The sequence below is a fragment of the Pseudomonas sp. rhizo66 genome, assembly GCF_031931925.1.
Classification (GTDB): domain Bacteria; phylum Pseudomonadota; class Gammaproteobacteria; order Pseudomonadales; family Pseudomonadaceae; genus Aquipseudomonas.
Genome location: NZ_JAUJWZ010000017.1, coordinates 63,944 through 90,930 on the forward strand (window position 1 = coordinate 63,944; position 26,987 = coordinate 90,930).

The 26,987-nt window shown below is 60.3% G+C and carries 25 protein-coding genes; 14 read left to right on the forward strand and 11 right to left on the reverse strand.

What is annotated here, in order from left to right; translation table 11 throughout:
• Positions 1-4: 4 nt before the first annotated feature.
• A complete protein-coding gene (locus QZR14_RS20045; protein WP_311997531.1) occupies positions 5-1,495 on the reverse strand; it encodes an aldehyde dehydrogenase in 1,491 nt (496 codons plus the stop codon).
• Between the two features lie 268 nt (positions 1,496-1,763).
• A complete protein-coding gene (locus QZR14_RS20050; RefSeq protein WP_250604445.1) occupies positions 1,764-3,140 on the reverse strand; it encodes a glutamine synthetase family protein in 1,377 nt (458 codons plus the stop codon).
• Between the two features lie 282 nt (positions 3,141-3,422).
• Here QZR14_RS20050 and QZR14_RS20055 point away from each other — a divergent pair, with 282 nt between their 5' ends.
• From QZR14_RS20055 to QZR14_RS20075, 5 genes are all read left to right on the forward strand, one after another.
• Positions 3,423-4,184: a gamma-glutamyl-gamma-aminobutyrate hydrolase family protein gene (locus QZR14_RS20055; RefSeq protein ID WP_311997532.1), complete on the forward strand. Its 762-nt coding sequence runs from the start codon at positions 3,423-3,425 to the stop codon at positions 4,182-4,184.
• A gap of 371 nt (positions 4,185-4,555) precedes the next feature.
• Complete coding sequence (locus QZR14_RS20060; protein WP_007919249.1) at positions 4,556-5,698, forward strand: ABC transporter ATP-binding protein; 1,143 nt, start codon at positions 4,556-4,558, stop codon at positions 5,696-5,698.
• Positions 5,695-6,609 carry an ABC transporter permease subunit gene (locus QZR14_RS20065; RefSeq protein ID WP_250604441.1) on the forward strand — a complete coding sequence of 305 codons (915 nt, stop codon included), beginning with the start codon at positions 5,695-5,697 and terminating at the stop codon, positions 6,607-6,609. The genes QZR14_RS20060 and QZR14_RS20065 overlap by 4 nt, the downstream gene beginning before the upstream one ends.
• Positions 6,606-7,481: an ABC transporter permease subunit gene (locus QZR14_RS20070; protein ID WP_250604439.1), complete on the forward strand. Its 876-nt coding sequence runs from the start codon at positions 6,606-6,608 to the stop codon at positions 7,479-7,481. The genes QZR14_RS20065 and QZR14_RS20070 overlap by 4 nt, the downstream gene beginning before the upstream one ends.
• A 189-nt stretch (positions 7,482-7,670) precedes the next feature.
• Complete coding sequence (locus tag QZR14_RS20075) at positions 7,671-8,768, forward strand: polyamine ABC transporter substrate-binding protein (RefSeq protein WP_034155530.1); 1,098 nt, start codon at positions 7,671-7,673, stop codon at positions 8,766-8,768.
• A gap of 244 nt (positions 8,769-9,012) precedes the next feature.
• On the opposite strand, the gene thpR is transcribed toward QZR14_RS20075, so the two are convergent.
• Positions 9,013-9,534, reverse strand: a complete 522-nt coding sequence (gene thpR / locus QZR14_RS20080) for an RNA 2',3'-cyclic phosphodiesterase (RefSeq protein ID WP_311997533.1) — start codon at positions 9,532-9,534, stop codon at positions 9,013-9,015.
• A gap of 107 nt (positions 9,535-9,641) precedes the next feature.
• On the opposite strand from thpR, the gene QZR14_RS20085 reads away from it, so the two are divergent.
• Complete coding sequence (locus tag QZR14_RS20085; RefSeq protein WP_250604435.1) at positions 9,642-9,836, forward strand: hypothetical protein; 195 nt, start codon at positions 9,642-9,644, stop codon at positions 9,834-9,836.
• A gap of 250 nt (positions 9,837-10,086) precedes the next feature.
• On the opposite strand, the gene QZR14_RS20090 is transcribed toward QZR14_RS20085, so the two are convergent.
• Positions 10,087-10,440, reverse strand: a complete 354-nt coding sequence (locus tag QZR14_RS20090) for a DUF1428 domain-containing protein (protein WP_311997534.1) — start codon at positions 10,438-10,440, stop codon at positions 10,087-10,089.
• 2 nt (positions 10,441-10,442) lie between these two features.
• Positions 10,443-11,525, reverse strand: a complete 1,083-nt coding sequence (locus tag QZR14_RS20095; RefSeq protein WP_311997535.1) for a hypothetical protein — start codon at positions 11,523-11,525, stop codon at positions 10,443-10,445.
• Positions 11,526-11,831: 306 nt separating this feature from the next.
• On the opposite strand from QZR14_RS20095, the gene QZR14_RS20100 reads away from it, so the two are divergent.
• Positions 11,832-12,107, forward strand: coding sequence for a hypothetical protein (locus QZR14_RS20100; RefSeq protein WP_311997536.1), 276 nt, complete (start codon positions 11,832-11,834; stop codon positions 12,105-12,107).
• Between the two features lie 71 nt (positions 12,108-12,178).
• Here the strand turns inward: QZR14_RS20100 and QZR14_RS20105 are convergent, their stop codons facing one another.
• Positions 12,179-13,159, reverse strand: a complete 981-nt coding sequence (locus QZR14_RS20105) for a hypothetical protein (protein WP_311997537.1) — start codon at positions 13,157-13,159, stop codon at positions 12,179-12,181.
• Between the two features lie 198 nt (positions 13,160-13,357).
• Positions 13,358-13,561, reverse strand: coding sequence for a hypothetical protein (locus QZR14_RS20110; protein WP_250604424.1), 204 nt, complete (start codon positions 13,559-13,561; stop codon positions 13,358-13,360).
• Between the two features lie 243 nt (positions 13,562-13,804).
• Between QZR14_RS20110 and QZR14_RS20115 the strand changes: the two genes are divergently transcribed.
• From QZR14_RS20115 to paoC, 4 genes are all read left to right on the forward strand, one after another.
• Positions 13,805-15,559 carry an L-lactate permease gene (locus QZR14_RS20115; protein ID WP_311997538.1) on the forward strand — a complete coding sequence of 585 codons (1,755 nt, stop codon included), beginning with the start codon at positions 13,805-13,807 and terminating at the stop codon, positions 15,557-15,559.
• Between the two features lie 357 nt (positions 15,560-15,916).
• The gene (gene paoA, locus QZR14_RS20120) at positions 15,917-16,540 is read left to right on the forward strand and encodes an aldehyde dehydrogenase iron-sulfur subunit PaoA (protein WP_311997539.1); all 624 of its coding nucleotides are present in this window, start codon (positions 15,917-15,919) and stop codon (positions 16,538-16,540) included.
• A complete protein-coding gene (locus QZR14_RS20125) occupies positions 16,537-17,493 on the forward strand; it encodes an FAD binding domain-containing protein (protein WP_311997540.1) in 957 nt (318 codons plus the stop codon). The genes paoA and QZR14_RS20125 overlap by 4 nt, the downstream gene beginning before the upstream one ends.
• A complete protein-coding gene (gene paoC / locus QZR14_RS20130) occupies positions 17,490-19,688 on the forward strand; it encodes an aldehyde oxidoreductase molybdenum-binding subunit PaoC (RefSeq protein WP_311997541.1) in 2,199 nt (732 codons plus the stop codon). Before QZR14_RS20125 ends, paoC begins: the two co-directional genes overlap by 4 nt.
• 343 nt (positions 19,689-20,031) lie before the next feature.
• Here paoC and QZR14_RS20135 read toward each other — a convergent pair whose 3' ends face one another.
• Positions 20,032-20,508 (reverse strand): (R)-mandelonitrile lyase, encoded by a 477-nt coding sequence (locus QZR14_RS20135; protein WP_311997542.1) that lies wholly within the window; start codon positions 20,506-20,508, stop codon positions 20,032-20,034.
• Between the two features lie 97 nt (positions 20,509-20,605).
• Here QZR14_RS20135 and QZR14_RS20140 point away from each other — a divergent pair, with 97 nt between their 5' ends.
• The gene (locus QZR14_RS20140) at positions 20,606-21,499 is read left to right on the forward strand and encodes a LysR family transcriptional regulator (RefSeq protein WP_311997543.1); all 894 of its coding nucleotides are present in this window, start codon (positions 20,606-20,608) and stop codon (positions 21,497-21,499) included.
• 352 nt (positions 21,500-21,851) lie between these two features.
• Here the strand turns inward: QZR14_RS20140 and QZR14_RS20145 are convergent, their stop codons facing one another.
• Positions 21,852-22,796, reverse strand: coding sequence for an aldo/keto reductase (locus QZR14_RS20145; RefSeq protein WP_311997544.1), 945 nt, complete (start codon positions 22,794-22,796; stop codon positions 21,852-21,854).
• A 112-nt stretch (positions 22,797-22,908) separates the two neighbouring features.
• Between QZR14_RS20145 and QZR14_RS20150 the strand changes: the two genes are divergently transcribed.
• Both QZR14_RS20150 and QZR14_RS20155 read left to right on the forward strand, forming a co-directional pair.
• Complete coding sequence (locus QZR14_RS20150) at positions 22,909-23,679, forward strand: alpha/beta hydrolase (protein ID WP_311997545.1); 771 nt, start codon at positions 22,909-22,911, stop codon at positions 23,677-23,679.
• A 303-nt stretch (positions 23,680-23,982) separates the two neighbouring features.
• The gene (locus QZR14_RS20155; protein WP_311997546.1) at positions 23,983-24,849 is read left to right on the forward strand and encodes a CAP domain-containing protein; all 867 of its coding nucleotides are present in this window, start codon (positions 23,983-23,985) and stop codon (positions 24,847-24,849) included.
• On the opposite strand, the gene QZR14_RS20160 is transcribed toward QZR14_RS20155, so the two are convergent.
• Both QZR14_RS20160 and QZR14_RS20165 read right to left on the reverse strand, forming a co-directional pair.
• The gene (locus tag QZR14_RS20160; protein ID WP_311997547.1) at positions 24,819-25,760 is read right to left on the reverse strand and encodes a DHH family phosphoesterase; all 942 of its coding nucleotides are present in this window, start codon (positions 25,758-25,760) and stop codon (positions 24,819-24,821) included. The two genes, QZR14_RS20155 and QZR14_RS20160, sit on opposite strands and share 31 nt — an antisense overlap.
• The gene (locus tag QZR14_RS20165) at positions 25,757-26,953 is read right to left on the reverse strand and encodes a cysteine desulfurase family protein (RefSeq protein WP_311997548.1); all 1,197 of its coding nucleotides are present in this window, start codon (positions 26,951-26,953) and stop codon (positions 25,757-25,759) included. The genes QZR14_RS20160 and QZR14_RS20165 overlap by 4 nt, the downstream gene beginning before the upstream one ends.
• Between the last annotated feature and the right edge of the window lie 34 nt (positions 26,954-26,987).

A 26,987-nucleotide genomic window follows, 5' to 3' on the forward strand; every position in this document is an offset into this window, starting at 1 on the left:
AGAGTCAGAGCTTGATCCAGGTCGCTTTCAGCTCGGTGTACTTGTCGAACGCGTGCAGCGATTTATCGCGGCCGTTGCCCGACTGTTTGAAGCCACCGAACGGTGCGGTCATGTCGCCGCCGTCGTACTGGTTGACCCAGACGCTGCCGGCACGCAGGCCACGGGCGAAGGTGTGCGCCTTGCTGAGGTTGCTGGTCCACACGCCGGCGGCGAGGCCGAAGATGCTGTCGTTGGCGATCTGCAGCGCTTCTTCAGCGGTGTCGAAGGTGATTAGCGACAGCACCGGGCCAAAAATTTCTTCCTGAGCGATAGTCATCGCGTTGGTCACGCCGTCGAACAGCGCCGGTTGCACATAGAGGCCGCCGGTTTCTTCGAGGGTGCGTTGGCCGCCGGCAATCAGCTCGGCGCCCTGCTCGCGACCGATGCTGATGTAGCGCAGCACGTTGTCGAGTTGACGCTGGTCGACCACGGCACCGACGGTGGTTGCCGGATCCAGTGCATGACCCGGTTTCCACGCTTGCAGCGCTTCCACCAACAGCGGAATGAATTGCTCGCGAATCGAACGCTCGACCAGCAGACGCGAACCCGCGGTGCAGACTTCGCCCTGGTTGAAAGCAATCGCGCCGGCCGCTGCTTGTGCTGCCGCGCGCAAGTCCGGGGCGTCGGCAAACACCACGTTCGGGCTCTTGCCCCCGGCTTCGAGCCAGACGCGCTTCATGTTGCTTTGCCCGGCATAAATCATCAGTTGCTTGGCGATCGCCGTGGAGCCGGTGAAGGCCAGCACATCGACGTCCATGTGCAACGCCAGCGCCTTGCCGACGGTGTGGCCGAAGCCTGGCAGGACGTTGAACACGCCTTTCGGAATACCGGCATCCAGCGCGAGTTGCGCAATACGGATCGCGGTCAACGGAGATTTTTCCGAAGGCTTGAGGATGAACGAGTTGCCCGCTGCCAGCGCCGGGCCAAATTTCCAGCTGGCCATGATCAGCGGGAAGTTCCACGGCACGATCGCGGCAACTACACCGGAAGGCTCGCGAGTGACGAGCCCGAGTTGATCGTGCGGGGTAGCGGCAACTTCGTCGTAGATCTTGTCGATGGCTTCGGCGCTCCAGCGGATCGCGTTGGCGGTCGCCGGGATGTCGATGCTCATCGAATCGCTGATCGGTTTACCCATGTCGAGGGTTTCCAGCAGCGCCAGTTCTTCCTGGTTCTGGAGGATCAGATCGGCGAAGCGAATCAGGATACGCTTGCGCTCGGCCGGGGCTTTTTTCGCCCAGATGCCGGATTCGAAAGACTGGCGCGCGACTTCAACCGCGAGGTTGGCGTCGGCTTCATCGGTGCTGGCCACGGAGGCGAGGAAACGGCCGTCGACGGGGCTCAGGCATTCGAAGGTGTCGCCACTGATGGCCGGGCGGTATTCACCGTTGATGAACGCGCGGGCTTCGATGGTCAGGGACTGGAAGCGTTGTTCCCAGTCGTTGCGGGTCGTTGTCATTGTTGTGGCTCGACAAGGGGGGATTGGGGGTGTCGGGGTGCTGGGTCTGGCTTGAGATGGCTGCCCTCACCCTAGCCCTCTCCCGGGGGTAGAGGGGACCGATTCGGGGATGCTCAGAATCTCCGCCGACCTGAAAAATCTTTGCCGAATCCATAATCGACTGGATCGTTCAGGTCGCCGGATATATCGATACAACCCGGTCAGTCCCCTCTCCCTCCGGGAGAGGGTTAGGGTGAGGAGCTCTTCAGCTTTTGAGGGCCTCAGCCAATCAAACCGTATGCAGATACCAGTTGTACTCAAGGTCAGAGATCGAGTTCTCGAACTCGGCCAGCTCGCTTTCCTTGCACGCGACAAACACGTCGATGTACATCGGGTCGATGTAGCGGGCCATGACTTCGCTGTCGTCCAGTTCGCGCAGTGCATCGCGCAGGTTGTTCGGCAGGCTCTGTTCGTTCTGCTCGTAGCTGTTGCCTTCCACCGGGGCACCCGGTTCGATCTGATTGGTCAGACCGTGGTGAATACCGGCCAGAACGGAAGCCATCAGCAAGTACGGGTTGGCATCGGCACCGGCGACGCGGTGCTCGATGCGCACGGCGTCCGGCGAGCCGGTCGGTACGCGCACCGCAACAGTGCGGTTGTCGATGCCCCAGCTCGGCGAGTTCGGTACGTAGAACTGTGCGCCGAAGCGGCGGTACGAGTTGACGTTCGGGCAGAGGAAAGCCATTTGCGCGGGCAGGGTCTCCAGCACACCGCCGATCGCATGTCGCAGTGCGGCGTTCTGCTCGGGATCCTCGCTGGCGAAGATGTTGTTGCCTTCTTTGTCCAGGATCGAAATGTGCACGTGCAGACCGTTGCCGGCCTGGCCCGGATACGGCTTGGCCATGAAGGTGGTGTCCATCTCGTGGTCGTAGGCGATGTTCTTCACCAGACGCTTGAGCAGGACGGCGTAGTCGCACGCCTTGATCGGGTCGGACACGTGATGCAGGTTGACTTCGAACTGCGCCGGGGCGCTTTCCTTGACGATCGCGTCAGCCGGAATGCCCTGCTCTTTCGCGCCTTCGAGGATGTCTTGCAGGCAATCGACGTATTCGTCGAGGTCGTCGATCAGGTACACCTGAGTCGACACCGGACGCTTGCCGGACACTGGTGAACGTGGCGACTGCGGACGACCGTTCACGTTGTCCTGGTCGATCAGATAGAACTCGAGTTCAAACGCCGCGCAGATCGTCAGACCCATCTCATCAAATTTGCGTACGACGTTGGCCAGCACTTCACGCGGGTCGGCGAAGAACGGCTCACCTTCGATCTCGTGCATGGTCATTAGAAGTTGTGCGGTGGGGCGCTTCTGCCACGGCTCGATGCTCAGGGTGCCGGGGATCGGGTAGCAGATGCGGTCAGCGTCGCCGATGTCCAGACCCAGGCCGGTGCTTTCCACCGTGGAGCCATTGATGTCGAGCGCGAAAAGCGAGGCCGGCAGGTTGATGCCTTTCTCGTAAACCTTATGAAGACTGGTGCGTTCGATGCGCTTGCCGCGCACCACACCGTTCATATCCGCAATCAGAAGGTCGACGTACAAAACCTCAGGATATTTCTTAAGGAATGCGTTTGCTTCGTTGAGTTGAACGGTACGCAGGGGGACCGACATGATGCACCTATTTAGCTGTTAATTATTATGTTCACTGCTGTTTCGCCGAGCCAGTCAACCCGAACGGCAAAGTGAAGTCAATAGCGAACACATGACCGCTCAGGCTTTATTTTTCGGGCTTTTTTTAACACTCACGTGCCAACACAGGCGCCAGACGCACGCAAACCATGAAGATTTGATGAACGGCGTTTAGAATTTTTTACATGGCAGTTGTTAATTAAAATCAACGAGGCTAAGCTCCGGAAAAGCTCGTTCAAGTGTCAAACTTCGAGGTGAATAAAAATGGCATTCAAGCCATTGATCGGCGTTACTGCGTGCGTCAAACAGATTGGCCTGCACCCCTATCACATCAGCGGCGACAAGTACGTACGTGCTGTCAGCGTTGGCGCCAACGGGCTGCCAGTGGTCATCCCTTCCCTTGGCAACCTGACTGAAATCGAAGACCTGCTCGGTCAACTCGACGGTCTGCTGCTGACCGGCTCGCCCTCGAACGTGGAGCCTTTCCACTATCAAGGCCCGGCCAGCGAACCCGGCACGGATCATGATCCGGCGCGGGATGCCACCACCCTTCCTTTATTACGTGCAGCCATCGCGGCGGGCGTTCCGGTGCTCGGCATTTGCCGGGGCTTCCAGGAAATGAACGTGGCGTTCGGCGGCAGCCTGCATCAGAAGGTGCATGAGCTGCCAGGCATGCTTGATCACCGTGAAGCCGACAGCCCTGATGTGGCCGTGCAATACGCGCCGGCTCACGCGGTGACCGTGCTTGCTGGCGGCGTGTTCGAGGCGCTGGGATTGCCCGGCGAGTTCCAGGTCAACTCGATTCACAGCCAGGGCATCGATCGCCTCGCCCCCGGCCTGCGTGCCGAAGCGGTGGCGCCGGACGGCTTGATCGAGGCGGTCTCGGTCGAACACAGTCCGACCTTCGCCCTCGGCGTGCAATGGCACCCGGAATGGCAAGTACTCGATAACCCGAACTACCTGAAGATTTTCCAGGCGTTCGGCGAGGCTTGTCGGCAGCGGGCGGCGCGACGCAACCAGCGCTGATTCAAGCAAAGAACACGTAACGATTTACTGCCCCCTCGAACGGCGGGTGTGCCTGCGCGCATCCGTCATTCGTGAACAACAACACCCGTGATAACAACAAGTACGACCCAGGCAGCCAGGACGGCGGCGCCGAACAAGCCGGATCGGTAAGTGCAATACCTGTCAGAACAATGCAAAACCCTGTGGGAGCTGGCTTGCCAGCGATGAGGCCGTCACCTTCAACATTAATGGTGAGTGACCCACCGCCATCGCTGGCAAGCCAGCTCCCACAGGGTATTGCGGCGATTCGACCGGGGCAGCGCTTACAGGCTTGCAATCCACTTAAGCCAGGCCACATTGGCCAGGCGAACGAAACCTGTTGGGAGTTTCACATGGCAAACGCCTCCAGCACTTACCGGAAGGCACTTGAAGGTCATCAGCAACCGAAAAAGGTTCTGGTGAAAGTCGATCGTGTCACCAAGAAGTTCGACGAAACCGTGGCAGTGGACGACGTGTCCCTGGAGATCCATCAGGGCGAAATCTTCGCCCTGCTCGGTGGCTCCGGTTCGGGCAAATCGACCCTGCTGCGCATGCTCGCCGGTTTCGAGCGCCCGACCGAAGGGCGGATTTTGCTCGACGGCGTGGACATCACCGACATGCCGCCGTATGAGCGGCCGATCAACATGATGTTCCAGTCCTACGCGCTGTTCCCACACATGACCGTTGCGCAGAACATCGCCTTCGGCCTCAAGCAGGACCGTTTGCCGGCCAGTGAAATCGATGCCCGTGTCGATGAAATGCTGCGCCTGGTGCACATGACCCAATACGCCAAACGCCGCCCGCACCAGTTGTCCGGCGGCCAGCGTCAGCGCGTCGCCCTCGCCCGCTCGCTGGCCAAGCGTCCGAAGCTGTTGCTGCTCGATGAACCGATGGGCGCGCTGGATAAAAAGCTGCGTTCGCAGATGCAACTGGAGCTGGTACAGATCATCGAACGCGTCGGCGTGACCTGCGTGATGGTGACCCACGACCAGGAAGAAGCCATGACCATGGCCGAGCGCATCGCGATCATGCACCTCGGTTGGATCGCGCAAATCGGCAGCCCGGTCGACATCTATGAAGCACCGGTCAGCCGCATGGTCTGCGAGTTCATCGGTAACGTGAACGCCTTCGACGGCACCGTGGTGGAAGACCTTGAAGGTCACGCGATCATCCACAGCCCGGACTTGCAGCAGAAGATCTACGTCGGTCACGGCGTCAGCACTTCGGTACAGGACAAGTCGGTCACCTACGCGATCCGTCCGGAAAAAATGCTCGTCAGCACCACTCAACCGGAGTTCCGCTACAACTGGTCCGAAGGCAAGGTGCATGACATTGCCTACCTCGGCGGCCACTCGGTGTTCTACGTCGAATTGCCCGGCGGCAAAATCGTCCAGTCGTTCATGGCCAACGCCGAACGCCGTGGCGCGCGCCCGACCTGGGACGACAAGGTCTACGTGTGGTGGGAAGACGACAGCGGCGTGGTACTGCGCTCATGAAAACCTTCAATCAGCAATTCCTGCGCCTGGTGCCCAGCGGGCGAAAACTGGTGATCGGCATTCCGTTCATCTGGCTGTTCCTGTTCTTCATGCTGCCGTTCTTCCTGGTGATGAAGATCAGCTTCTCGGAAGCTGCGCTGTCGATCCCGCCGTACTCGGAGATCTACACCTATGCCGAACAGAAATTCCAGCTGCTGCTGAACATCGGCAACTACACCCTGCTCGGCGAAGACGAGCTGTATCTGTCAGCGTACCTCGGTTCGCTGAAGGTTGCGGCGCTGAGCACGCTGATGTGCCTGGTGATCGGTTTTCCGATGGCCTACGCGATCACCAAGACTGGCAAGGAAACGCAAAATGTCCTGCTGCTGTTGATCATGATGCCGACCTGGACCGCGATCCTGATCCGCGTGTATGCGTGGATGGGCATCCTCAGCAACAACGGTCTGCTCAACGCGTTTCTGATGTGGACGGGGCTGACCGATCACCCGATCGAGATCCTCAACACCAACACCGCCGTGTATATCGGTGTGGTCTACGCCTACCTGCCGTTCATGGTGCTGCCGCTGTACGCCAACCTCGTCAAGCACGACGGCAGCCTGCTGGAAGCCGCGCAGGATCTGGGATCGAGCAACTTCAACAACTTCTGGAAAATCACCGTGCCGCTGGCCAAGAACGGCATCATCGCCGGCTGCATGCTGGTGTTCATTCCGGTGGTCGGTGAGTTCGTGATTCCGGAACTGCTGGGTGGCCCGGAGACGCTGATGATCGGTCGCGTGCTGTGGCAAGAGTTCTTCAATAACCGCGACTGGCCGGTGGCGTCTGCGCTGGCGGTGGTGATGCTGTTGATCCTGATTGTGCCGATTCTGCTGTTCAACCGCAGCCAGGCCAAAGAGATGGAGGCACGGGGATGAAACGCTTCGGTTTTTCCAAGTTCATGTTGATCTTCGGCCTGATGTTCATTTATCTGCCGATGCTGATTCTGGTGATCTACTCGTTCAACGCCTCCAAACTGGTGACGGTGTGGGGCGGCTGGTCGGTGAAGTGGTACGTCGGCCTGCTCGACAACACGCAACTGATGGGCTCGGTGGTGCGCTCGCTGGAAATCGCCTGCTACACCGCGATTGCCGCTGTCGCGTTGGGCACCCTCGCCGCTTTTGTGCTGACTCGTGTCACACGCTTCAAGGGTCGCACCCTGTTCGGTGGTCTGGTCACCGCGCCGCTGGTGATGCCTGAAGTGATCACCGGTCTGTCGCTGTTGCTGCTGTTCGTGGCCATGGCGCAACTGATCGGCTGGCCGCAGGAACGTGGCATCGTCACGATCTGGATCGCCCACACCACGTTTTGTGCCGCTTATGTCGCGGTGGTAGTCTCCGCGCGCTTGCGTGAACTGGATCTGTCGATCGAAGAAGCGGCGATGGATCTCGGCGCGAAGCCGTTCAAGGTGTTTTTCCTGATCACCATTCCGATGATCGCGCCGTCGCTGGCGGCAGGCGGGATGATGTCGTTTGCCTTGTCGCTGGATGACCTGGTGTTGGCCAGCTTCGTGTCCGGCCCAGGGTCCACCACCCTGCCAATGGAAGTGTTCTCGGCAGTGCGTCTGGGCGTGAAGCCCGAGATCAACGCCGTGGCCAGCCTGATTCTGCTGGCGGTGTCGTTGGTGACGTTCCTGGTCTGGTACTTCGGCCGCAAGGCAGAGGCCAACCGCAAAAAAGCGATTCAGGAAGCGATGGATCAAACGGCGAACGAGTCGTGGCAGCAACCGCAACAAACCGCCACCGCTTGACCTGTAGGAGCTGCGGCACGCTGCGATCTTCTGATCTTGATGTGAAAGATCAAAAGATCGCAGCCTCGTTTCACTCGACAGCTCCTACAAACATGTAGTCAGCCCCTCGGTCAGTCCCCTCTCCCTCTGGGAGAGGGTCTGGGTGAGGGGGCTTTAGGTAATGTGAATAAAAAGAATGGAGTTGTACCGATGAAAATGTTTGGCAGGACTCTGCTGACACTGTCCTTAATGGGCGCAATGGTCATGGGCGCCCAGGCCAACGACAAGGTGCTGCGTGTTTACAACTGGTCCGATTACATCGCGCCGGACACCGTCAAGAAGTTCGAAGACGAGACCGGCATCCGCGTGACCTACGACGTCTTCGACAGCAACGAAACCCTTGAGGCGCGTTTGCTGGCGGGCAAATCCGGCTACGACCTGGTCGTGCCGTCGAACAGTTTCCTGGCCAAGCAGATCAAGGCCGGCGTCTATCAGACGCTGGACAAATCGAAGCTGCCGAACTGGAAGAATCTCAACCCGGTGCTGCTGAAAAACGCCGCCGCCAGTGATCCGGACAACGCCCACGCGTTCCCGTACATGTGGGGCTCGATCGGCATCGGCTTCAACCCGGCCAAGGTCAAGGAAGTGCTCGGCGCCAACGCCCCGACCAACTCCTGGGACTTGCTGTTCAAGCCGGAAAACGCCGAAAAACTGAAAGCCTGCGGCATCAGTTTCCTCGACTCGCCAACCGAAATGATCCCGGCTGCCCTGCACTACCTGGGCTACCCGGTGAACGACAAGGACACCGCGCACATCAAGGAAGCCGAGGCGCTGTTCATGAAGATCCGCCCGAACGTGGCGTACTTCCACTCCTCGAAATACATCTCTGACTTGGCCAACGGCAACATCTGCGTGGCGGTCGGTTACTCCGGCGACGTGCTGCAGGCCAAGGCCCGCGCAGTGGAATCGGGCAACAACGTAGTGATCGACTACAGCATTCCCAAGGAAGGCGCCGGCAGCTTCTACGACATGGTCGCCATCCCGCGCGATGCCGCCAATGTCGAGAACGCTTACCTGTTCATGGACTTCCTGATGCGCCCGGACATCATTGCCGAGATCACCAACAGCAATGGCTACAGCAATGCCAACGCGGCGGCCACGCCGCTGGTGGATGAAGCGATCCGCAACGACCCGGGTTCGTACCCGTCGCAAGCGGTGATGGCAACGTTGTATGCGGTACCGGATCAGCCGATTGCCACCCAGCGGATCATGACCCGTGGCTGGACCCGGGTGAAACTCGGTAAGTAAAAACACCGGAGATCAAAAATGTGGGAGCGAGCCTGCTCGCGAAAGCGGTAGGACAGGCGATGGAAATGTTGGATCTGCCGACGCCTTCGCGAGCAGGCTCGCTCCCACAGTAAAGCAATGCAGTGCTGAAAAATTTCCCGTTCACGCAGCGCCTTACCACCGCTGCACCCTGCAATGAACGGCCTCACCTGGCTTCCTCGGTTCAGGTGAATTTCAGGCGCCCTCGGGCGCCTTTTTTTGTGCCTCAGATCAGCGGCCAGTCTTGCAAAACCCGATAACGGCCCTTGTGCGATTCGAACAAGGCAAAGCGCTCGGCCCGCAGGAAAAATTCCGGCGGTGTGGCGGATTCCGGCTCGGGCCCACGGTAGTCTCGGGCCAGGGTCAGATGCGGACGAAACTCGCGGGTTGTCTCATCGAAGCCGAACGGCAACATTGCCTGTTCCAACGCGTAGACCAGCCGCAGCAACCCCGGCGGTGCCTGCTCGGGTGCGAGCGACAACACCCCCGCGCGATGCAAGACCTGCAGGCGATCCAGTGCAATCTTCAGCGGTTCACCCGGTGTGCGCACTTGGCCGGCGGCCTCGCAGACTTCATTGATCTGCGCCAATGGCACCGCGCCGAGAAACAACAGCGTCAGATGAAAATTGTCCGCCGGCACCGGTTTACCGGTTCGCAAACCCAGCCCGGCGCGCCATTGCGCAATGGCCTTGCGCTGCGCCGGTGGACAATCGAGGGCGAAAAACAGTCGCTTAGCTTCTAAGGTCACGGCCCTGCTCCCCTGTTCATCGTGATCCGCCGGATTGTACACAGCCTGATCTGACGACTCGTGACAGGAAGCTATAGTTCAAGGATTGCCATTAACCGGAGGCCGTCATGCGCGAGATCCTCAGCAAAGAACCGTGGTGGGCCCGGCCACCGAATCCCGGGCAGGATGAAAGCGAGCTGGAATGGGGCTGGCTGGTGCATTACAGCGAGGGTGAGCCGCGCTTCGAATTCGTCCGGGAACGCCCGACTGACGAGCAGATCCGCACCCGCAAAAGTTGCCGCATCACCCCCTCAACCGAGTGAACACAGTACCTGTAGGCCTTCGCCTGCTCACGATAGCGGCAGGTCTGCCAATGAGGTGTTGAATGTGCAGACGCCATCGCTGGCAAGCCAGCTCCCACAGGGTCGTGCGGTACGCCCACCATTGCTGGCTTCACACAAAACCTGTGGGAGCTGGCTTGCCAGCGATAGCGGTAGGTCAGGCAATGATGATTTTGAATGTACGGGCGCCATCGCGAGTAGACGAAAGCCTACAAGAAATTTTGCGTTGGCCTCAGGATTCAAGAATGTTCTTGAAGCCGCCAAAGATCATCCGCTGGCCATCAAAACCCATCGGGTTGACGTCCGGTTGCATGCGCGGATCTTCCATCATTTTGCCCATGCCGGCGTCGCGAGTGGCCTTGTCTGGCCAGATCAGCCAGCCGGCCGATACCGTCTCACCCTCCTTGAGTTTGACCGCCATCGGGAATGACGTGACTTTGCCCTCCGGCACGTCATCGCCCCAGCACTGAACCACGTCCTGTGCGCCGTATTCCCTGAACAACCTGGCGGCAATCTCACAGTGTTTTTTGTACTGTTCGCGATTGGCGCTCGGCACAGGTGCGACAAAAATATCGATGTAAGCCATGATCACTCTCCTTGCACGTTGGGTTCGATCTGCTGACTGGTCGATTGCGGCGGCCGCCATTCGACAGGATTCACGCCCAAGCCGACCGACGGCTCATCGCCCCCACCCAGATTGCGCTCGACCTGCCCGGCGATGTGCAGCGTGCCGGCCATGACGCCAGTGGTAGGGTTCTGCAGCAGTTTCAGCCAGGCCTTGTCGAAGGTGCCGCCCAGACTGCTGCGGATCAACGCTTCGCTGTCGGGCCGGTCATTGGCCTGAATGATCGCGCGGATGCCGGCGACACCGACCGAGATCAGCCCACCAGCCAGTTTCCCTGCCGCGGCAGCAACAGCACTGGCGGCACCGCGCGGGGCCATTTCCGCTTCCATCCGCTGACTGGCGCGTTTGGCCACCGGAGCCATGCCGGCATCGGTCGAGGCAATGCCCTTGGCGCCGCCGTCAGTGTGGATCTTGTCGATCAACGCGGCGTACGCCGGCAGCGTATTCAGCGGCTCCGTGCTGATCACTTGATACAACGAAGCATCCCGCGCTGGCGGCGGGCCCAGTGCGATGGCGGGGACTTTCTGCAACCGCCCGTTGAGCTGACCAACGGGCACGCCATGGCGCTGGGCGATGAGCGGCATCTGCTGCGCCATCAACTGCGCATAGAACGCCGTGGCCTGCCCCAGAATCGCATCCGGGTCGATCTCCACCGCGACCGGCGCCAACACCCTTTCCTGATATTGCTCAAGCAGATACGCCGCCAGGCGCTTGGCCGACGCGTCCTGCTCACCGCCGGCATTGATCGTGTACCAACTGACCTTCATCGATAGCCATTCCTGTGTCCAGTAGCTGCTGAACCATGGAATGAAATTTTCTTCAGTTTGCTGATAGACCCGAGTGCGCCAATGTTCCATCGAGCCACGGGCAAAGACTTTGACTTGCTCGGTGGCTTGCTGCGAAGCGCTGACGATTTCCCGGTCGATCTGCTGCCAGGTCTGCGGCGAGACAAACACCGCCTGCGGCGCTGCCACCGGCGCCCGCGCCGAGGTGGCGCAGCCGGCCAGCAACAACAGTGCGGCGACGAGCAGCGCACGCGGGTTCACGGTGGCGGTTTCCTTGAGATGAGTGGGAGGCAGGTTTGAGTATAGGTGGGGCAATTGAGCCTGATGTTGGAAGTACCGGCCTCATCGCTGGCAAGCCAGCTCCCACAAGGATTTCCAGCGGCCGCAGATTTTGTGATCACCTCAGAACCTGTGGGAGCTGGCTTGCCAGCGATGAGGCCATCAGCATCACCCCAAAAACCCGAACCATCACTGCCATCGATATTCACCATCGCCACGATTGCCTTCCGCGCGCCGTCCGTGAAAGGCACGATTAAGCCATCCGAAACACAACGAGGAGTTCACAACATGATTCACACCCACGTCACACTCTCCGTGAGTTTCCCGGTGTTCGGCAGCAACTATTACGACCAGCACGCCGTGTCGCACAAGGCGCAGGCGCTGGTGTTCAACGAAGCTTTCGAAGATCTGCTGATACCCGCCGCCACTAATCACTTCAGTAATGAAGTGGTCGGCATCAACGATCAGTTCCGTTTTCTGAGCGACATTCTCGCCACCCATTTGCTGGACATCGAGGCCTCCGTGCCTGCGCGATCCAGCGTCCGGGCGAGCGCTCGTTTTTAATTGCAACACGCACAAAAAAGCCCACTGGCCGTATCGGCGCAGTGGGCTTTTTCACATCAGGGTTGCGCTGTTCAGCGCTTCCAGCACTCGGCGTAACGCGAGCAGACGTTGTACTGCTTATCCATACTGGCCATGCGGTCGAGGTGGCGTATGACAGCTTCTCTCATGACTTCCTTGGACGATTGGAAGTAGTACGTGATCATGCCGGTTTCCATGTCGGACTGCACCGCATTGCCACGCTTGCCAGAAGTACCGTCGACGGCCGACCATTCTTTCAAGCGCTTGTCGTCGATACTGCGCAGACGCTTGCGGTACTCGTCGCTGGAACGGGTGATCGCCTCGTCGGCAATCGCGGAACCCTCAATGTTGAACGCGTCCAGATTCTGACGGTACAGCGCCCAATAATCGTCTGGCAGTTCAAAGCCCATTTTCGCCTTGCGCTCGCTGACCAGCGAATCGAGTTTTTCCGGCGTAAACGTCGTCGTGGCCCGCGTCTTCGCGTCGGACTTCAACACCACGAAAAGGCTGCCATTGACGATGCGGTCGATCATGACCGTCCGCTCCGGCGTATCCGGCAGCAGCACTGGCGGCTTGGGAAAGATCGGGTTGCGCCCGGCACAGGCCGCCAGCCCCTCGCGCTTCATCGGGATCGGCGTGCGCACGTCCTTGCCATCGATGCGCTGCACGCGCTGCATCAGCGTCGAACACTGACGGCCCTTGAGGTCGAAGGTCAGCTCATATTCGCTACCGCGCTGAGGCTTGAAGCTGAAACCGGACCCGCAGACGGCGTAACCGACCTGGGTGTTGACCTTCAGGTAAATGTCCTTTTCAGGCGGCAGCTTGATTTCCAGATAGCTCTTGGCTTTCTCCGGTGGCGCAACACTCATGCCGACCCGGCGTGTGCTATCGACGATGAACAGGTTGTTGAGCAAGCCCGTGGTCTGGCCATCGCAATGCTCTGCATCGTAGTAATCCACCGACGCATTATCGGTGCTGGCGACAAAGCGCAGCTTGGCAGCATCAGGTTCAACCGCATCCTGATAAGTGCCCATCTGGGTGCAGCCTGACAAAAGCAGAGCTGACAGAGCGGCACCGAAAACAACGGGGAAACGACGCAACCGAGAAGCAACAGACATGATCATCCTTGGGGGGAAGGGGCAAAAAAACGGCGATGCTACTGAATTGCCATCATTGCGTCCATCTCCTCATGTCTGCGCGACTGTTCTGCTGATCGAGCGCGCAGAACTCGGTCAATCATCATCCCGATCACGGTAGTAGCGACGCCCATCGCGGCGGTCATCGCGATCATCCCAGCGCCGATCGTGGTCGTAATAGCGGCCATGATCGCGGTCGTAATGCCGGCCATGGCGGTGGTCATCATCAAAATCCGCGACACAGCCGCCGAGTAATACGGCGGCGGTCACGGTCAGCAGCATCGTTGTTGCGCGCTTCATTCAACACTTCCCTAAAACCAAGGTCTTGACGACGGAATCGGCCACGCTGCCCGCCCCTTCAGGACGCGGTGCGCGCAGCCGCAAATACGACCGGGCAAAACGTCGTTGATTCAGTGGCCACTATCGACCGTTTGTCGCCCCGCCCGCGCAGCCCGAGCGGCGGCGAAATGCCCCCTATACTCCTTGCAACCTAGCCCGACGCAATGGATCTGCGCCCTCAATAACAACAAGCAGAGGTGAACCATGGTCTGGCAGCAAATCTATGACCCGTTCGGCAATCCGGTGATCTCCACGCTCATGGCCGCCGTACCGGTGGTGGTGATGCTTGCGGCGCTGGCGTTCTTCCACGTCAAGGCGCACTTGGCGGCGCTGCTGGCGCTGGCGTCCGCCCTGCTGATCTCGATTTTTGCCTTTGGCATGCCGGCGAGCATGGCCGGTTCCGCCGCGCTGTTCGGCGCAGCGAATGGCTTGCTGCCGATCGGCTGGATCGTCCTCAACATCATCTTTCTGCATCGCCTGACCACCGAAAACGGCTCGTTCAAAGTGCTGCAGGATTCCCTTGCGCGGATCACCGATGACCGCCGCTTGCAGTTGCTGCTGATCGCCTTTTGCTTTGGTGCGTTTTTCGAAGGTGCGGCAGGGTTCGGCACGCCGGTAGCGGTAACCGGAGCGATCCTGATCGGGCTGGGGTTTTCGCCGTTGGCCGCGTCCGGTCTGGCGCTGATCGCCAACACCGCGCCGGTAGCGTTCGGCGCACTGGGCACGCCGATCATCACCCTGGCCAAAGTCACCGGGCTGGATGAGATGGAGCTGTCGATGATGGTCGGTCGGCAACTGCCATTCTTCTCGGTACTGGTGCCGTTCTGGCTGATCTGGGCCTTCGCCGGGTGGCGCAAGATGCTGGAGATCTGGCCGGCGATTCTGGTGGCTGGGGTGAGTTTTGCCGTGCCGCAGTTTCTGGTGTCGAACTATCATGGGCCGATGCTGGTGGACGTGATCGCCGCGCTGATTTCCATGGCCTGCCTGACGCTGTTCCTGAAGGTGTGGAAACCGGCAACCATTCACACCTCGGCAGCGCTTTCGGGGCGAGTCGACAACTCCAAAGTCGAGGAAGAAACAGTCACCGCCAGCGCCGCATTCAGCGATCAGGCACGGCCCGCGGTGATGCGTGCGTGGATGCCATGGATCATCCTCACCGTGTTCGTGTTTGCCTGGGGTACTCAGGGCTTCAAGAATATGTTCGACACCCGCCCCGCCATTGATCCGGTAACCCACTCGGCCAAGCTCGACCCGCAGGGCAAGCCGCTGCGCGAAGCCAACCCGGTCTTCGCCCCGGCCGTGACTTTTACCACTTTGCACCTGCAAATCGAAAAAGTGCCGCCGGTGGTCGCGGCACCGAAAGCGGAAGAAGCGGTGTACAAATTCACTTGGCTGACCGCCACCGGCAGCGGGATTTTGCTGGCGGCGATCGTCGGTGGCTTGCTGATGGGCTATTCGATTCCGCAACTGATCAAGCAATACCTGCGCACGTTATGGGTGGTGCGGTTTTCGCTGATCACCATTGCGGCGATGCTGGCCCTGGGGTTTCTCACGCGCTACTCCGGACTCGACGCGACCATGGGCCTGGCGTTTGCCGCAACAGGGATTTTCTACCCGATGTTTGGCACGTTGCTCGGTTGGCTGGGTGTTGCGCTGACCGGTTCCGATACCGCGTCGAACGTGCTGTTTGGCGGCTTGCAGCGGGTCACGTCGGAACAGCTCGGGATCAGTCCGGTACTGATGGCGGCGGCGAACAGTTCCGGCGGGGTGATGGGCAAAATGGTCGATGCACAATCGATCGTGGTCGCCTCCACCGCGACCCGCTGGTACGGGCATGAGGGCGAGATTTTGCGCTACGTGTTCTTCCACTCGATCGTGCTGGCGATCCTGGTCGGTGGGCTGGTGACGTTGCAGGCGTATGTGGCGCCGTTTACCTCGATGGTGGTCGGCGGGCATTGAGGCAGGATGATCTGGCCCCATCGCTGGCAAGCCAGCTCCCACAGGGACTCATGCTGTAAACGCGATTTCATTCACACAATGGGAACCTGTGGGAGCTGGCTTGCCAGCGATGGGGCCCTGTCATTCAACACTCATGTTGACCGACTAGGCGCCATCGCGAGCAGGCTCACGCCTGCAGGGGTTCCGTGTCGCATAAAAGATTAATGAGCCACACGCATAACTCTATAGCGCAAATCCGACAAAACCTTTTCCTCTCTCCGGCAGTCATTCCTTAACGAGACCGGCGATGACGCTGGCTGCCCGTTTGGGCCATCCACGCCCCTGCTGCCCTGATGAAGAGAGAAAAGGAATCGAACCATGACGATTTCCCGACGCGGATTTCTGATCCTCGGCGCCGTGACCGCCACCGCCTTCGCGATGCCGCCGTTTATCAGCCTCAAGGCCTACGCGGCCAATCTGGAGCAACCGGCCATGAGCAAAGTGACGATCAACGTCAACGGCAAGCCGCGTGCGCTTGACGTCGACACCCGCACCACCCTGCTCGATGCCTTGCGCGAGCACCTGCACCTGACCGGCAGTAAAAAAGGTTGCGACCACGGCCAGTGCGGCGCCTGCACGGTGATCGCCGATGGCCGCCGGATCAACGCTTGCCTGACCTTGGCGGTGATGCACGAAGGCAGCGAGATCACCACCATCGAAGGCCTCGGCATGCCCGACAATCTGCACCCGATGCAGGCCGCGTTCATCAAGCATGACGGCTATCAGTGCGGCTATTGCACACCGGGGCAGATTTGCTCGGCGGTGTCAGTGATCAAGGAAATCCGCGACGGCATCCCCAGCCACGTCAGTGAGAGCCTCACCGAGCCGCCGCAGTTGATCGCCAGAGAGTTTCAGGAACGCATGAGCGGCAATATCTGCCGCTGTGGGGCCTACTCGAACATCATCGAAGCCATCACTGAAGTCGCGGAGGTACCGGCATGAGAGCCTTCAACTACAGCCGCGCCGATTCCCCCGCCGCTGCCGCTGCGCAGGCCGCACAGGTCGAAGGCGCACGCTTCATTGCAGGTGGCACCAACCTGCTGGACTTGATGAAACTCGACATCGAAACTCCGCTGCACCTGATCGATGTCAATCACCTCGGCCTGGATCAGATCGAAGCCACGCCCGAGGGCGGTTTGCGCATCGGCGCCTTGGTGCGCAACACCGATCTGGCGGCCGATGCGCGCGTCCGCAAGGACTACGCTCTGCTCTCCCGCGCCCTGCTCGCCGGAGCGTCCGGGCAGTTGCGCAACATGGCGACCACTGCCGGCAACCTGCTGCAACGCACGCGCTGCCCGTACTTCTACGACACCCACCAGGCCTGCAACAAACGCAATCCCGGCAGCGGCTGCGCGGCCATCGGTGGCGTCACCCGGCAACTGGGCATCATCGGCGTCAGCGACAGCTGCATCGCCACGCACCCGAGTGACATGGCGATTGCCATGCGTGCCCTCGATGCGCAGATTGAAACGGTGAAACCCGACGGCAGCACCCGCAGCATCGCCATGGCCGACTTTCACCAGTTGCCCGGCACCACGCCAAACATCGAAACCAGCCTCACGCCCGGCGAGTTCATTACCTCAGTGACACTGCCCGCGCCCGTCGGCGGCACCCACGTTTATCACAAGGTGCGTGATCGCTCGTCCTACGCATTTGCCTTGGTCTCGGTCGGTCTGATCCTGCAAAAGGACGGCAGCGGTCGCGTTGCCGTTGGCGGCATCGCGCCGAAGCCGTGGCGGATTGAAGCCGCCGAAGCGCTGCTGCCAAAAGGTGCCAAAGCCGTCAGCGAACGCCTGCTCGACGGTGCCACGCCGACCCAAGACAACCAGTTCAAACTGACCCTGGTCGAGCGCACGCTTGGCTCGGTGTTGGCGCAAGCGAGGGAAATCGCATGAAATTCGACACGCCCGCCACCACCAATCCGATCGACCAGTTGAAGGTCGTCGGCCAACCCACCGAACGCATCGAAGGGCCGTTGAAAACCAGCGGCCAGGCCACGTATGCCTACGAGCAACATGAAGCGGCCGCCAATCAGGCTTACGGTTTCATGGTCGATGCGGCCATCGCCAAGGGGCGGATCAAAGCCATTCATCTGGACGAGGCGAAAGCCGCGCCGGGCGTGCTGGCGATTGTTACCGCCGAAAACGCCGGCAAGCTCGACAAGGGTCAGTACAACGCCGCTCACCTGCTCGCCGGTCCCGACGTCCAGCATTATCAGCAGGCCGTCGCGCTGGTCGTTGCGGAGACGTTCGAGCAGGCCCGCGCCGCCGCGCAACGGGTCAAGGTCGATTACGAAACCGTCGAAGGCAAGTTCGATCTGGCCAGCGTGAAAGCGCTGGGCGTCGAGCCAAAAGATGAGTTGCCCGACGTCAATCACGGTGACTTCGACAAAGCCTTCGCCGCCGCTCCGGTGCAGTTCGATCAGACGTACACCACCCCGGACCAGTCCCACGCGATGATGGAACCCCACGCGACCCTGGCGGCGTGGAAAGGTGATCAACTGACCGTGTGGACCTCCAATCAGATGGTCGCCTGGAGTGTCGGTGACATTGCGAAAACCCTCGGTCTACCGAAGGAAAATGTACGTCTGGTCTCGCCGTATATCGGTGGCGGTTTCGGCGGCAAGCTGTTCATCCGCGCCGACGTTATACTCGCCGCCCTCGGTGCGCGCATGGCTGGCCGACCAGTGAAAGTGGCCCTCGCCCGCCCGCAGATGGCCAACAACACCACACACCGTCCGGCGACGATTCAGCGCATCCGCATGGGCGCCACAGCCGACGGCAAGCTCAGCGCCATCGCCCACGAAGGCTGGTCGGGCAACCTTGCCGACGGCAAGGTCGAACTCGCCGCACAACCGAGCCAGTTGCTGTACGCCGCCGAAAACCGTCGCGTGAGCATGCGCCTCGCGCCGCTCGATTTGCCCGAGGGCAACTCCATGCGCGCGCCGGGAGAAGCGCCGGGGTTGATGGTGCTGGAAATCGCCATGGACGAGATGGCCGAGCAATTGAAGATGGACCCGGTGCAGTTCCGCATTGTCAACGATACGCAAGTCGATCCGGTCAAAACCGAGCGGCCATTTTCCCAGCGCCAATTGATCAAGTGCCTGCAGACAGGCGCCGAGAAATTCGGCTGGGATCAGCGCAAGGCTCAACCGGGCAGCCGTCGTGAAGGCCGCTGGCTGATCGGCATGGGCGTGGCGGCAGCGTTTCGCAACAACCTGCTGGTCAAGTCCGGCGCCCGCGTACGCCTGGAGCGGGACGGCAAGATTGTTGTGGAAACCGACATGACCGATATCGGCACCGGCAGCTATACGATCCTCGCGCAGACTGCCGCCGAGATGATGGGCGTTGGCCTCGACGCGGTGGTGGTGCGTCTGGGTGATTCGGACTTCCCGGTGTCGGCCGGCTCCGGCGGCCAGTTCGGCGGCAACTGCTCGACCTCTGGCGTCTATGCCGCGTGCGTAAAACTGCGCGAAGCGGTGGCGAGCAAACTGGGGCTGGCGGCGGATCAGGCCGAGTTCATCGACGGTCAGGTACGCGTCGGCAGCAAGAGCGTGCCGTTGCGCAATGCGGCTGAAGGCGGCGCACTGGTCGGCGAGGACAGCATCGAGTTCGGTGATCTGGCCGAGAAGTATCAGCAGTCAACCTTCGGCGCGCATTTCGTCGAAGTTGCCGTCGATGCTGCCACCGGTGAAGTACGCGTGCGCCGCATGCTCGCGGTGTGTGCGGCGGGACGGATTCTCAACCCGACTTCGGCGCGCAGCCAGGTGATCGGAGCGATGACCATGGGCGTCGGTGCAGCGTTGATGGAAGAGTTGGCGGTGGACAAGAAACTTGGGTTTTTCGTCAACCATGACCTGGCCGGATATGAGGTGCCGGTGCATGCCGACATTCCGCATCAGGAAGTGATTTTCCTTGATGAGACCGATCCGGTGTCTTCGCCGATGAAGGCCAAGGGGGTTGGTGAGTTGGGGATTTGCGGGGTCAGTGCGGCGGTGGCGAATGCGATCTACAACGCCACCGGGGCTAGGGTGCGGGAGTATCCGATTACCCTCGATAAAATCCTCTCTTCACTGCCGGAGATGATCTAAACGCCTGAAAAGAGCCCCTCACCCTAGCCCTCTCCCAAAGGGAGAGGGAACCGATCCGGGGATATTCGGGAGTTACACCGACTTGAACGTCTTGCTGTGAATCCATAATCGATACAGCACTTTCAGGTCGACGGATCACGTCCTGCTGTGAATCCATAATCGATAGAGCATTTTCAGGTCGATGGGTCGCGTTTGCTGTGAACCCATAATCGACTCGGTCTCTCCGGTCGATGTATGACACAAGACACCTCGGTCGGCTCCCTCTCCCTCTGGGAGAGGGCTGGGGTGAGGGGAAATCAGGTCGCGCACTAGCATGGGGTGCTGGTGCGCTACCTGACAGCTTTCAGTCCGCTAGCGGATACTGCTCATCATTCACCTGCTCCATCCAGTCCACTACTTTGCCATCCAACACTTCAGCAATCGCGATATGCGTCATCGCCGTGCCGGGCGCCGCCCCGTGCCAATGCTTGGTCCCCGGCGCGATCCACACCGTATCGCCAGGACGAATTTCACGAACCGGCTGCCCCCACTCCTGCACAAAACCGGAACCGGCCGTGACGATCAAGGTCTGCCCCAACGGATGCGTATGCCACGCGGTGCGCGCGCCCGGCTCAAACGTCACCGTCGCGCCACTGACTCGTGCCGCGTCGGAGCCTTTGAACGGCGCATCGACCCGCACAGTGCCAGTGAACCAATCTGCCGGGCCTCTGGCCGAAGGTTGCGAACCATTCGGTGTCACGGTCACGCGCGGATTGTCATTGGCCTGCACCTCACCCGCCAACAGGGAAAGGGTCAACGCAGAAGCGGCAATCGGGTTCATGGCAATTCCTCCAGATAATCAATGCCACAACTTTACCCATCCGAACTATTCAGATAATCGACTAGAATTCGAAAAAACTTATGCAGGACACTCATCAATGCTTCGGGAAAACGCCACCGACCTGCTCGCCTTCCTCGCCGTAGCCCGCGAGCGCAGTTTCACCAAAGCGGCGGCCAAACTCGGCGTTTCGCAATCGGCGCTCAGTCACACGATTCGCGCGCTTGAAGCGCGTTTGGGCTTGCGCCTGCTGACCCGCACGACTCGCAGCGTCTCGCCCACCGAGGCCGGCGAACACCTGTTGCACACCATCGGCCCGCGCTTCGAAGAAATCGAACTGGAGCTCGCCGCCCTGAGCAACCTGCGCGACACCCCGGCAGGCAAGATCCGCCTCAACGCCACCGATCATTCGCTGGACTGGCTGCTGCGCCCGGTGCTCAAGGACTTTTTGCCGAAATACCCGGATATCAGCGTCGAGGTGAGCTGCGATTATGGTTTCGTCGACATCGCCGGCCAGGGTTTCGACGCGGGTGTGCGTCTGGGCGAAGACGTCGCGCAAGGCATGATCGCCACCCGTATCGGCCCCGACATGCGCATGGCGGTGGTTGGCTCACCCGCCTATTTCGCCAAACGCCCCCCGCCGCAAACGCCACGCGACCTGACCGACCACGCCTGCAACAATCTGCGCCTGCCCACCAACGGCGGTTTGTACAGTTGGGAGTTCGAGAAGGATGGCGAAAGCCTGAAAGTGCGGGTGTCCGGGCAGGTCACCCTGAACGGCGTCTACCCGTTGCTCGACGCGGCGCTGGACGGTTTCGGCCTGAGCTACATCCCGGAGAACATCGTCGCGCCGTATCTGGCCGACGGCCGTTTGCAGCAAGTGCTGGAAGACTGGTGCCCGGCGTTTGCCGGTTATCACCTCTACTACCCGAGCCGACGCCAGGCTGCGCCGGCGTTTGCGTTGTTGCTGGAGGCGTTGCGCTATCGCGGTTGAGGGCTTGTCATTTTTTATAACAACCCGCAGCACCCCAAAACGCCTTGGTTAACGTCGACGCCTCTTTCACAGAATTCGCAGTCACGGTTGCAAACTGTCCACGCTGCGGTCCCATACACACATATTTTTCATCAAGCGCTTAGGCAGCAAACAGAATGAACACGAGGCAAACTCCGGTAAAACAGGCCAATCGACGGCTTAGCACATCCATGATGATTCTTCCTGAGCGAAGTAGGTGTCATCATGATTACGTGCTGACAAACCCCCTCCAACTGTCAGATCTGACAGTTTCAAAGACCATTTGGAAATTAAAACCCTCAGCCATAGAAGCAAACGGAAGATCACGGCTCGCTCAATCTGCCAACGCAATCAACTGATGCCGCTGCGCATCGGTGAGCATCGGACCGAACCCGGCCCTGGCGTTATCAGCCATGTAACGCGGATTACCGGTGCCCGGGATCACGCAAGTCACCGCCGAATGCGAGAGCACAAACTTCAACGCCAATTGTGGCCAACTGTTGACCTGCACATCCGACACCCAGCCTGGCAGCGGTTTGCCTTTGAGTCGAGCAAGCAAGCCTCCCCCACCAAAAGGCCGATTGCAGATCACCGCGACGCCGCGCTCACGACACAGCGGCAGAATACGTTTCTCTGCGCCTCGATCATCAAGGGCGTAATTGATTTGCAGGAAATCCACTGGTTCGGCCTTCAGCACCGCTTCGACTTCCTCATAGGCCGAGGGCGTGTAATGGGTGATGCCGATGTAACGGATGCGCCCCTGCGCTTTCCATTCGCGCAGGGTCGGCAGGTGGGTCTGCCAGTCGAGCAGGTTGTGGATCTGCATCAGGTCGATGCGCTCGGTGCGCAGCAGGCTGAACGACTGCTCCATCTGCGCGATGCCCTCCTCGCGCCCGCGCGTCCACACTTTGGTGGCCAGAAACGCCGGCGAACGCGGTTCGTGGATCGACAGCAGTTCACCGGTGGTTTGTTCGGCGCGGCCGTACATCGGTGAGCTGTCGATCAGCGTGCCGCCCTTGGTGAACAGCTCATCGAGCACCGCCGGCAATTGCCGGTAGGCCGGGTCGCCGGGGCCGACGTCGAAACCGCGATAGGTGCCCAGGCCGACGATGGGCAGCGACTCGGCGCTGGAGGGGATGGCGCGGGTCTGCATGGTTTGGCCTCCGGTGGTCGCGGACGTGGTGGTTGTGGCCAACGCCCGATCAAAGGTGAAGACCGCCGAAACCCCGGCAGCCAGCGTGAGCAATCGGCGACGGGAGTAACCCTCAGTGTGGCGCATGCTGGTTCCCCTGCTGCGTGGATCTGTTGCCGGTTGTGTGGGTGTGCGGCCCGGTTGCAGGGCTGGACTACACTGCGACAGCCATCCTTCACACACCGTTAAAAGTAGCCGAATGTCCCGAACCCTGATGTCACTCGTCGCATTGATCGTTGCCGTGTACCTGGTGCTGTGTGCGGCGCTGTTCTTTTTTCAGCGCTCGCTGATCTATTTTCCGCAGCCCAATGCTGTCAGCGGCAGCGACTCACAACTGACTCTGTCGATGCCGGACGCGCAGATATCAGTGGTCACCCGCGAGCGCGTCGGGCCACGGGCACTGATCTACTTCGGCGGCAATGCCGAGGACGTGTCGCGCAATCTGCCGGAGTTTGCCGAGGCGTTTCCCGGTTACGCGGTGTATTTGCTCAACTACCGCGGCTTCGGTGGCAGCGGCGGCTCACCGTCCGAGGCGGCGATTGCCGAGGATGCGCTGGCGCTGTTTGATCAGGTCTACGCCAGCCATCCGCAGATTGCGGTGGTCGGGCGCAGTCTCGGTTCCGGCGTGGCCGTGCGTCTGGCCAGTCAGCGGCCGGTGCAGCAATTGATTCTGGTGACGCCTTACAACAGCCTCGAAGAAATCGCGGCACGCCAGTATCCGTGGGTGCCGGTGCAGTGGTTGCTCAAGGACCGCTTCGAATCCGGCAAGTACGCCGCGCATATCCGCGTGCCGACGTTGTTACTGGCGGCAAGCGACGACGAGGTGATTCCCCGCGCCAGCACGCAGCGTTTGCTGGAGAATTTCCCGCAGGGTTTGGCGGAGCTCCGGGTGGTACCGGATTCGGGGCATAACTCGATCTCGGACCGTGCGCAGTATTTGCAGTGGATGGGGGATGTGTTGAATCGGTGATAGTGGTCTGCCTGTGTCTTTTTGTATTGGCTGAACCGTCCCCATCGCTGGCAAGCCAGCTCCCACAGGGTACGGAGTCGTTCACACAAATCGTGTTCAGCGCAAAAACTGTGGGAGCTGGCTTGCCAGCGATTAGGCCTGATCAGCCACCGCCCATTTCCCTGAAACTGACAGCAAGTCGTCGTCCCACAATAAAACCCCTCCCCGCCCCTTGAACCAAGTCCAAAAAGCCCAGTCCTACCCGCGCCGCTTTCTGCGGTTCACTCAACTTTTGCGCTGTTTTCCTTCAGAGCTGTCCGTCTCATGCGCCACGCCGTCCGTTCGTCTCGCTTCGTTTCGCTGTGCCTGCTGATCCTTTCGCCGCTGTTCGCTGAAACCGCCCATGCCGGTGCGGAGCGACAACTGGTGGCCGCCATCAACGACTATCGCGCCCATCCGCAGCGCTGTGATCGACGCCCGGCGCAGCGCCTGGCGCCGTTGGCGCTGAAGTCGAACCTGGCCTTGCCGATCGGTTACCGCTACGCCGGGGGCATGCGCGAGGCGTTGAAGTCATCAGGGTATTCAGCCGTCGCGGTGCGCAGTATTCGCGTGGTCGGTGCCGAAGACGCCGAAGAAGCCTTCGACCTGCTGCAAAACGATCACTGCGCCGCCCTGCTGGATGCGAGCTACGCCGACATCGGCGTCAGTCGTTCGCGCAATGAATGGCAAGTGGTGTTGGCGCAACCGGTGCTCGACCGCCGCGTCGGCGATAACCGCAGCGTCGGCAAAGCGCTGCTGGCCGAGGTCAACGCCGCACGCGCGCGACCACGGATGTGCGGACGCCAGCGCTTCGCCGCCGCCCGGCCATTGAGCTGGAACGCAGCGCTAGGCGCCGCCGCACAGGGGCACAGCAAAGCCATGGCTTACGGTAACTACTTCGCCCACCGCGATCCGGACGGCGACCTGCCGGCCGATCGTGCCCGTGCGGCGGGCTACCGTGGTCGGCAAATCGGCGAAAACATCGCCGCCGGGCAAAGTTCACCGGGCAAGGCCATGGCCGGATGGCTGGCCAGCCCCGGGCATTGCGCCAACCTGATGAACCCGATGTTTACCCAGGTCGGTGCCGGGTTTGCCAGTGAGGCGCGCAGTGATGAAGGGGTTTACTGGACGATGGTGTTTGGCGCGCAGTGACTGGTAGCGTCAAGGCCCAATTTCAACAATTCCTTGCGCAGCATTGACGGCGCGCGAACGGCCAGCCCGGCCTGCCAGTCGAGTGGCAACAAATGATTGAGCTTTGCCTGGCTAACCTCGGCTGGCGCTAGAAAACAGCTTTTGCGGTCGCGAATACTGATCACATTCAGCAGCCAGTCATCGCCCTGCTCTGCCATCCAGCGATTGATCGTTGAGCGATGCCTTTGCAGCAAGTTGTCGGCATCCCACACGGTCATTTGCGCGAATATCTGCGGCAGACCGGATTCGGGCGCCATCTGTTTCAGATCGGCGGCCAAAGCGACGGCAACATCAGATTCGACGGCAGCCTGGCACTCGATGAAATACTGCTCTGGCCAGTCTGCCGACAAATTCGCCAGCCGCGCGAGCAGCGCATACGCCTGCACATCCTGCGCCGTGGTCATTTGCCCGGTGAAGTTCAAGGTGTTGTCGAGTATCGCCGTGGCCAACAGCGCAGCGCTTTGCTGACTTATTTTCGGCAACAAGTCAGCCCGGTCCCAACGCTGCACGACCTGTGTGGCGGCAGCACCGATCGGCCGGATATCGGCGGCAGAGCCAAGTCTCTGCGCCCAGTAATCCTCGTAACCGGGATGATGGTCGATGATCTCCACCACCCGATCGAGCACCACCAGCGGGTCGAAATGGTGATAGTCCGAGACATCCACCAGAACAAACTCATCCATTGCCGTCGGCAGGTAATCGTCGAGCGAGTCGCCATTAACCTTGAGTCGCTGGGGAATGCTGGCATTGAGCGGCGCACCGCTGACCGCCCGGGCCGCCACGCCCAGGCAGTTCAGCAGTTCGGCATACGCAATGCAGCAGGCGTAGGCATCAATGTCCAGGTAAGCCGAACCGGACGTCACCACTCTCACGAAACATGCTCCTCTAGCCGTGCTGCCGTTGCGCTCTGCGGTAAATTCAAGGCCTGAGCGATGCCGGCGAAAATTCGTTCGTAGGCAACCTGACACTGTTCCTCGGCAATGGAAATTCGCACGGTGCTCGCGGCGATCCGCTCAGGGTAGCCCAGTTGCGTGACGGTATTGGACAGGTTGTTTTTCTTGTCCGAACAGGCTGATCCACCCGTGATGTAGATCGCCTGGTTGTTCAATGCCCACTGCAGTTTTTTCGTGTTGATCCCCGGCAGTGCGACGAAGCTGACGCAGGGCACTCGTGGCGCTTGCTGTCCGATCACAACCACTTCATCGAGCAAGCCTTGCAGCTTGCCTTCAAACCACTCCCTCGCGAGCTGCACCTCGCCATTCCCTTGCGAATACTTGAGGTGCTTTTCTTGCAAAGCCGTTTCGATTGACAGAATCCCGGGGTAATTCTGCGTGCCACCGCGCAGCCCGCCCTCCTGGCCACCGCCTGCAATCAACGGCGATAAGTCATAACGATTGCGCGCATACAGAAACCCCGCGCCGGGCAGTGCGCCGAACTTGTGTCCCGAGGCAATGGCGAAGTCGACGCCGGATGCCTGTAGATCCACAGGGATTTTGCCGATCGCCTGGGTCATGTCGGAAAACAGCAACCCGCCCTGCGCCTTGACCAGTCCGGCGATGGCTTCCAGGGGTTGAATCACCCCTGTTTCGTTATGCACGGCCATGACGCAGACCAGCGTCGGTCGCCCGGCATGGGCAATCAATAATCGCTGCAGCTGCTCGAGGTCGAGCAACCCGTTTGTGTCATGACCGACGGCGATGGCGTGCAGACCTTCCAGGCAATAACGCTTGATATTTTGCAGCGTACAGGCGTGCTCAATGGCCGAGTAAAGCACCACCGGCCGCTCGTGCTTGTAGCGCTCGAAAAAATCATGAAAGACCTGCGCGCAACCTTCGCTGGAACCGCTATTGAAAATCAGGCATTGCGTGTCGACATTCAACAGGCGAGCGACACTGCCTCTTGCCCGCTCGACCCTTTCCAGCAACTGCACACCGAGGGCATGGTTGGCATTGGGATTGGCACACTGGCGGTTCGAGAACAGTGCCTGGAGCATGTTGCTCACACCCGTCGAGACCGGTGCCGAACCACACACATCGGCATAAATTGCATCCACAGCGATATCCATATCAAACACTTCCAGTTTTCTGTTTTACGTCATT

Bases quoted from the DNA above. Each gene is read 5' to 3' on its own strand.
- QZR14_RS20125 (WP_311997540.1), top strand. From the start codon at position 16,537: ATGAGAGCCTTCAACTACAGCCGCGCCGATTCCCCCGCCGCTGCCGCT.
- QZR14_RS20055 (WP_311997532.1), top strand. From the start codon at position 3,423: ATGGCATTCAAGCCATTGATCGGCGTTACTGCGTGCGTCAAACAGATT.
- QZR14_RS20140 (WP_311997543.1), top strand. From the start codon at position 20,606: ATGCTTCGGGAAAACGCCACCGACCTGCTCGCCTTCCTCGCCGTAGCC.
- QZR14_RS20060 (WP_007919249.1), top strand. From the start codon at position 4,556: ATGGCAAACGCCTCCAGCACTTACCGGAAGGCACTTGAAGGTCATCAG.
- QZR14_RS20045 (WP_311997531.1), bottom strand. From the start codon at position 1,495: ATGACAACGACCCGCAACGACTGGGAACAACGCTTCCAGTCCCTGACC.
- QZR14_RS20110 (WP_250604424.1), bottom strand. From the start codon at position 13,561: ATGAAGCGCGCAACAACGATGCTGCTGACCGTGACCGCCGCCGTATTA.
- QZR14_RS20070 (WP_250604439.1), top strand. From the start codon at position 6,606: ATGAAACGCTTCGGTTTTTCCAAGTTCATGTTGATCTTCGGCCTGATG.
- QZR14_RS20065 (WP_250604441.1), top strand. From the start codon at position 5,695: ATGAAAACCTTCAATCAGCAATTCCTGCGCCTGGTGCCCAGCGGGCGA.
- paoA (WP_311997539.1), top strand. From the start codon at position 15,917: ATGACGATTTCCCGACGCGGATTTCTGATCCTCGGCGCCGTGACCGCC.
- QZR14_RS20115 (WP_311997538.1), top strand. From the start codon at position 13,805: ATGGTCTGGCAGCAAATCTATGACCCGTTCGGCAATCCGGTGATCTCC.
- paoC (WP_311997541.1), top strand. From the start codon at position 17,490: ATGAAATTCGACACGCCCGCCACCACCAATCCGATCGACCAGTTGAAG.
- QZR14_RS20105 (WP_311997537.1), bottom strand. From the start codon at position 13,159: ATGGGCACTTATCAGGATGCGGTTGAACCTGATGCTGCCAAGCTGCGC.
- QZR14_RS20135 (WP_311997542.1), bottom strand. From the start codon at position 20,508: ATGAACCCGATTGCCGCTTCTGCGTTGACCCTTTCCCTGTTGGCGGGT.
- QZR14_RS20165 (WP_311997548.1), bottom strand. From the start codon at position 26,953: ATGGATATCGCTGTGGATGCAATTTATGCCGATGTGTGTGGTTCGGCA.
- QZR14_RS20090 (WP_311997534.1), bottom strand. From the start codon at position 10,440: ATGGCTTACATCGATATTTTTGTCGCACCTGTGCCGAGCGCCAATCGC.
- QZR14_RS20085 (WP_250604435.1), top strand. From the start codon at position 9,642: ATGCGCGAGATCCTCAGCAAAGAACCGTGGTGGGCCCGGCCACCGAAT.
- QZR14_RS20050 (WP_250604445.1), bottom strand. From the start codon at position 3,140: ATGTCGGTCCCCCTGCGTACCGTTCAACTCAACGAAGCAAACGCATTC.
- QZR14_RS20155 (WP_311997546.1), top strand. From the start codon at position 23,983: ATGCGCCACGCCGTCCGTTCGTCTCGCTTCGTTTCGCTGTGCCTGCTG.
- QZR14_RS20075 (WP_034155530.1), top strand. From the start codon at position 7,671: ATGAAAATGTTTGGCAGGACTCTGCTGACACTGTCCTTAATGGGCGCA.
- QZR14_RS20150 (WP_311997545.1), top strand. From the start codon at position 22,909: ATGTCCCGAACCCTGATGTCACTCGTCGCATTGATCGTTGCCGTGTAC.
- QZR14_RS20100 (WP_311997536.1), top strand. From the start codon at position 11,832: ATGATTCACACCCACGTCACACTCTCCGTGAGTTTCCCGGTGTTCGGC.
- QZR14_RS20145 (WP_311997544.1), bottom strand. From the start codon at position 22,796: ATGCGCCACACTGAGGGTTACTCCCGTCGCCGATTGCTCACGCTGGCT.